This window comes from Candidatus Cloacimonadota bacterium, from assembly GCA_011372345.1.
Classification (GTDB): Bacteria; Cloacimonadota; Cloacimonadia; order Cloacimonadales; family TCS61; genus DRTC01.
The window spans coordinates 1-5,123 of the sequence record DRTC01000596.1; the positions used below are offsets into that span (position 1 = coordinate 1).

The 5,123-nt window shown below is 38.7% G+C and carries 5 protein-coding genes; all 5 read left to right on the forward strand.

The window, feature by feature from the left end:
- The first annotated feature begins 46 nt into the window (after positions 1 to 46).
- Positions 47 to 358, forward strand: coding sequence for a nucleotidyltransferase domain-containing protein (locus ENL20_11375; GenBank protein HHE39153.1), 312 nt, complete (start codon positions 47 to 49; stop codon positions 356 to 358).
- A gap of 220 nt (positions 359 to 578) precedes the next feature.
- Positions 579 to 824 carry an acyl carrier protein gene (locus ENL20_11380; protein ID HHE39154.1) on the forward strand — a complete coding sequence of 82 codons (246 nt, stop codon included), beginning with the start codon at positions 579 to 581 and terminating at the stop codon, positions 822 to 824.
- Positions 825 to 921: 97 nt separating this feature from the next.
- A complete protein-coding gene (gene kbl / locus ENL20_11385) occupies positions 922 to 2,169 on the forward strand; it encodes a glycine C-acetyltransferase (protein ID HHE39155.1) in 1,248 nt (415 codons plus the stop codon).
- A 266-nt stretch (positions 2,170 to 2,435) separates the two neighbouring features.
- Positions 2,436 to 3,227 carry a DUF4212 domain-containing protein gene (locus ENL20_11390; protein HHE39156.1) on the forward strand — a complete coding sequence of 264 codons (792 nt, stop codon included), beginning with the start codon at positions 2,436 to 2,438 and terminating at the stop codon, positions 3,225 to 3,227.
- Between the two features lie 12 nt (positions 3,228 to 3,239).
- Positions 3,240 to 4,907, forward strand: coding sequence for a cation acetate symporter (locus ENL20_11395; GenBank protein ID HHE39157.1), 1,668 nt, complete (start codon positions 3,240 to 3,242; stop codon positions 4,905 to 4,907).
- Positions 4,908 to 5,123 lie beyond the last annotated feature (216 nt).

Sequence of the window (5,123 nt, forward strand, 5' to 3'; positions counted from 1 at the left end):
CCCGAAAATGTAAAGAAATTATGAAAACCACAAAGGAATTTTGCCAATGGATCAAAGAAAAGTTATAAAAATTGTACAGCAATTCAGTGAATTGGTAAAGCAAAATTATCCAGTGAAGCAGATTTACCTTTTTGGATCGTATGCCAAAGGTACTGCCAAAGAAGAAAGTGATATAGATGTTGCTGTGGTTGTGAAAAAAATTGGAGAAGACTATTTGGAACAAACAACGAAACTTTTTCAATTGAGAAGAAAAATCGATTTGAGAATAGAACCGGTTCTTTTTGAAAAGGATAATGATATTTCCGGTTTTCTGGAGGAGATTCAGTCGAATGGAGTTCTTGTTTATAATACATTATAAGAGATTTATATTTTGTAACTCAAACAATCTTGTTTGAGAAAGTAACTCAATTTGCCAAATTGAGCAGATAACAAGATCGGCATCTTGTTTTACGGATCGATTCTCAATGCAGAGCAATGAGTTACATTACACAATCAGGACAGTATCCGGCTACTGACGGATTGATTGGGATACAAATTGTTAGTATTTGTTAGTTGTTAAAAAATAAAAGGAGAAAAAAATGGAAGACATTAAAGAAGTAATCTTGGAGTATGTGATCGAGGAATATCTCGAAGATGAGGATGAGGAATTAACTTATGACACCCCGCTTATTTCAGGAGGAATCGTTGATTCGTTCTCGATGGTATCGCTGAAGAGGTTTTTGGAAAACAAGTATAAAATCTCGATCCCGGATGAAAAAGCCTCACCTGAAGCTTTTGATACCGTTAATAAGATCGTAGAATTAGTTAAGGAATTTACAGGTTAGAATTGTAGCCCCATCATCCCGATGGGATTCAAAAACCATTGAGACAATGGTGATACAGTAGCCCCATCGTCCCGATGGGAAATAAAGGAGAAAAAATATGTCATTTAATAACAAAATTAGAGAAATGTATCAGGAGCAATTAAAGGGAATCCACGATGCCGGGATTTTCAAGCAGGAAAGATTCATTCATTCTGCGCAAGCTGCTGATATCGAAGTGGAATTTCCAACCGGTTCATCTTTGAAAAAAGTGATCAATATGTGTGCGAACAACTATCTCGGACTTTCCAGTCATCCGGATGTTGTGAAAGCTGCACACGAAGGTCTGGATACTCGCGGTTACGGAATGTCGTCCGTGCGTTTTATTTGCGGAACTCAAGATATTCACAACGAACTGGAGAAAAAAGTTACTGAATTTCTGGGAACGGAAGACACGATCCTTTTCCCGAGTTGTATGGATGCAAATGCCGGAGTTTTTGAAGCAATTCTGACAGATGAAGATGTGATGATTTCCGATCGTCTCGTTCATGCTTCGATCATCGATGGGATCCGTCTTTGCAGTGCGATGCACGATACTTTCAAACATTCCAATATGAAACACCTCGAAAAGAAACTGCAGCTTCATGCTGATAAAAGATTGAAAGTCGTGATCACAGACGGAGTTTTCAGTATGGATGGAGATACGGCAAAACTTGATGAAATGGTAGATCTCTGTGAAAAATATGATGCCATGCTTTTTGTCGATGATTCACATTCAACAGGTTTTATCGGTAAAACAGGTCGCGGAACTCACGAGCATTGCGGAGTTTTCGGCAAGATAGATATTATCACAACAACATTTGGAAAAGCTCTCGGCGGTGCATCCGGAGGTTGTGTTTCCGGCAGAAAAGAACTGGTGGAAATGTGCCGTCAGAAAGCCCGTCCATATCTTTTCTCAAATACAATGGCGCCGGTTATTGTTGCGGGAGTTTTAAAAGTATTAGATATTCTTTCGAAAAGCACTGAACGCAGAGATAAATTGGAATCCAACACGGAATATTGGCGGAAAGGTCTGACCGAAGCAGGTTTCGTCTTGCAACCCGGAGATACACCAATTGTTCCGGTAATGCTTTTCAATGCGAAACTTTCACAGGATTTTTCCAAAGATCTTTATGAAGAAGGCATTTATGCGATCGGTTTCTTCTTCCCGGTTGTTCCGAATGGAAAAGCAAGAATTAGAACCCAAATTTCTGCAGGTCATGAAATCCATCATCTGGATAAAGCACTCGAAGCCTTCATCAAAGTTGGGAAAAAATATGATATTCTCGGAAAATCTAAACAAGAAATTATCGAGATGTATGGATTGTAGTTCGGAACTTGTTCCGAGACAAGAAATAAACAGGTTTGACTTAATCCTTGTTCCCAAACTCCTGTTTGGGAACACAATCGGTTGAGAAACTCCGTGTCAGAATACATGTATTGCTCTTGTTCCCAAACTCCTGTTTGGGACCATACTGGCATAAGAAACTCTGTTTCAAAATAAAATATAAATCCTATAATCGAAAATATATAAAACCAAAACGGAGTTTTTTAGAACAATTCATTCCCAAACAGGAGTTTGGGAACGAGATAATAATGATTTCAAAAAAAAATAAGGAGAAACAAGTGGAAAAGAAAAATGACTACAGGATAAGTTTTTTCAAACCCACAACTGCTCTCTCGAGAACAAACAGAAATTTAGTTGTTTTGTTAGTGATCATCTGGGCGGTAGCAATTTTTGGCTTCCAAATTTTGCTGCGAGTTATGCAAAAACCTGTTCCTGAAAGTTCCCTGAAAACTTTCGAGAAAGTTTGGAAAAATGTCGAACTCGGAATGGCAACACAAGAGGAAAAGGTCGATTTTGCGAATTCCGTACTATCGGTTCTGGGGAAATCCGTATTGATTTCTGATCCTGGTAATAGAACAGTATTGATCAATGCTGTCAGTTCAACGGTTTATGATCTGATACCTGAAGAGGGAAAGGAAATATTCAGGAAGGAGATTGCAGATTTCGAAAAGAAAAAGGAAAATATTCGATCATTACAAGACAATGAATATTTACAAGCAAAAGCAAATATCATCGATAGGATTGCACCTTTACTGAATCTGAAACCGTATAGTCTGAAAGCAAAATTGTTGCCGCTTGTTATTTCAGCAGCGGAAATGGAAGTGTTCCAACCAGAGAACAAAGAAAAATTACCGAATATTATGAAATTATATCTTATTCACAATCGATCGGTTTTGACAGATACGAATTTTTTGGGATTCCCATTTCATTATTTCTACACAGCAATATTTTTACTGGTTATGTTCGTTGCTTTATGCTGGATTTACTGCTTCCTGATCGATAGGGTCCATACAAAACTCGGCACTAATGAAAAAAGCTAAAAGGAGAAACAAATGAAAAAAATTTCAATATCTTTATTATTATTACTTTTAGCTACTTTTTTATTTGCATCCAATGCCACTGCTTTGGAAGGTAGTTTCAAGGTTGGACCGGCGATCATTTTAATCTCAATCCTGGTTCTTTTTGTTTTAGTTGGATTATTCTTTCGGGCAAAAGACACCACTGATTATTATGCAGCGGGAAGAGGTGTTTCACGAGTTGGTTCGGGAATGGCAATTGCCTCTAATTGGATGAGCGCTGCCTCTTTCCTGGGAATGGCAGCCTTGATGTATGGATCAGGTTATCACGGACTGGCTTTCGTTGTTGGTTGGACCGGCGGATATGTTCTGTTATTGATCTTAATGGCAGGTCAGATCAGGAAATACGGTAAATATACTGCTCCTGATTTTATCGGTGACAGATATTATTCGACTGGTTTGAGAGCGACTTCTGCTGTTGTGGCAATATTGATCTCAATTTCGTATTGTGTGGGTCAATTCGGAGGTATCGGTCTGATGTTCAAATGGGTAATGGGAATCGATTATATGTGGGCTGTCATTATTGGAAGTTCTGTGGTTCTTACATATACTTTGATTTCCGGAATGCTCGGTGTGACAAAAAATATGCAGATCCAGTATGTGATCATTATCATCTCATTTCTGATCCCACTTTTTATCTTAACATATAAATTCGATTATTTCTGGATTGTTCCTGAAATCGGTTATGGAGCAGTTGTAACGGATATTGTGCAGGGAATTCCTGCTCCGGAAACAACAAATCTGGTAAACTCGTTCGGACATGACTTTGCCATTTTACCGAGTCCGGAATATGCTATGCCCTGGGATCCGGCTACAGGAAAAACTTTCTTTCAGTGGATAGCAATAACTTTCTCGCTGATGATCGGAACAGCCGGACTGCCGCATGTTATCCAGAGATTTTATGTTGTTCCCAAAGCGCGAGATGCAAGATGGTCGGTTGTCTGGGGATTATTTTTTATTTGCATTCTTTATTGGAGTGCTCCTGTATTTTCGGCATTTGGAAAGATCCTTTCTGCTGATCCTGAAATCGGAGTTTTAGCCAAAGATGCGATCGTTGTCTATACGGCTCAACTTGGAGATATTAATCCTTTGATCGTCGGACTTCTCGCAGCAGGTGGAGTTTCAGCAGCGTTTTCAACTGTTTCGGGATTATTAGTTGCTGGTTCTTCGGCTTTCTCGCATGATCTGTATTTCAAAGTGATCAATCCGAAAGCAGACCCGAAAACTCAACTGAGAATGGCTCGATTTGCAACTGTGTTGATGGCTATAATCGTGATGTTCCTGGCGATGTTAAAATTAGCATTGATCGGACAACTTGTTGCTTTAGCGTTTTCACTCGCAGGCTGCACGATCTTTCCATTGTTCTTATTAGGAATATGGTGGAGCGGTTCAAATAAAAAAGGAGCAATTTCCGGATTGGCTGTAGGTCTTTTCATAACGGCAATTTCTCTCACTTATTTTGTGGCTGGAAAAGCCGGAGCAACACTGCCTTTCCATTCGTTTGTTTCGTATTGGCTGGGAGCCTGGTATTTTGCCTGGATCGGAGCTCCTCTGGCAATCCTGACGAATATTATTGTCTCGAAACTTACCGAAGAAACTCCTTTAGAAATCAGGAAATTCCTGGTTGAGAAAGTTCATTCTTAAATAGATACAGATTAAAAAACAATATAGAAAAAAATCAGGTGTTATGCCTGATTTTTTTCTTTCAGGATTATAATCTATGCTCAAAGAAATTTTTAATATAAGATCAAGCAGTAAAAAATTAATTCTCATAATGGTCGTATTTTCCATTATTAGTCTAATTATTGCATATTTTTATTATGATAGTTTGAACAAAGCCGGAGATCCGCGGATCAGGCA

Bases quoted from the DNA above. Each gene is read 5' to 3' on its own strand.
- ENL20_11375 (HHE39153.1), top strand. From the start codon at position 47: ATGGATCAAAGAAAAGTTATAAAAATTGTACAGCAATTCAGTGAATTG.
- ENL20_11380 (HHE39154.1), top strand. From the start codon at position 579: ATGGAAGACATTAAAGAAGTAATCTTGGAGTATGTGATCGAGGAATAT.
- kbl (HHE39155.1), top strand. From the start codon at position 922: ATGTCATTTAATAACAAAATTAGAGAAATGTATCAGGAGCAATTAAAG.
- ENL20_11390 (HHE39156.1), top strand. From the start codon at position 2,436: ATGATTTCAAAAAAAAATAAGGAGAAACAAGTGGAAAAGAAAAATGAC.
- ENL20_11395 (HHE39157.1), top strand. From the start codon at position 3,240: ATGAAAAAAATTTCAATATCTTTATTATTATTACTTTTAGCTACTTTT.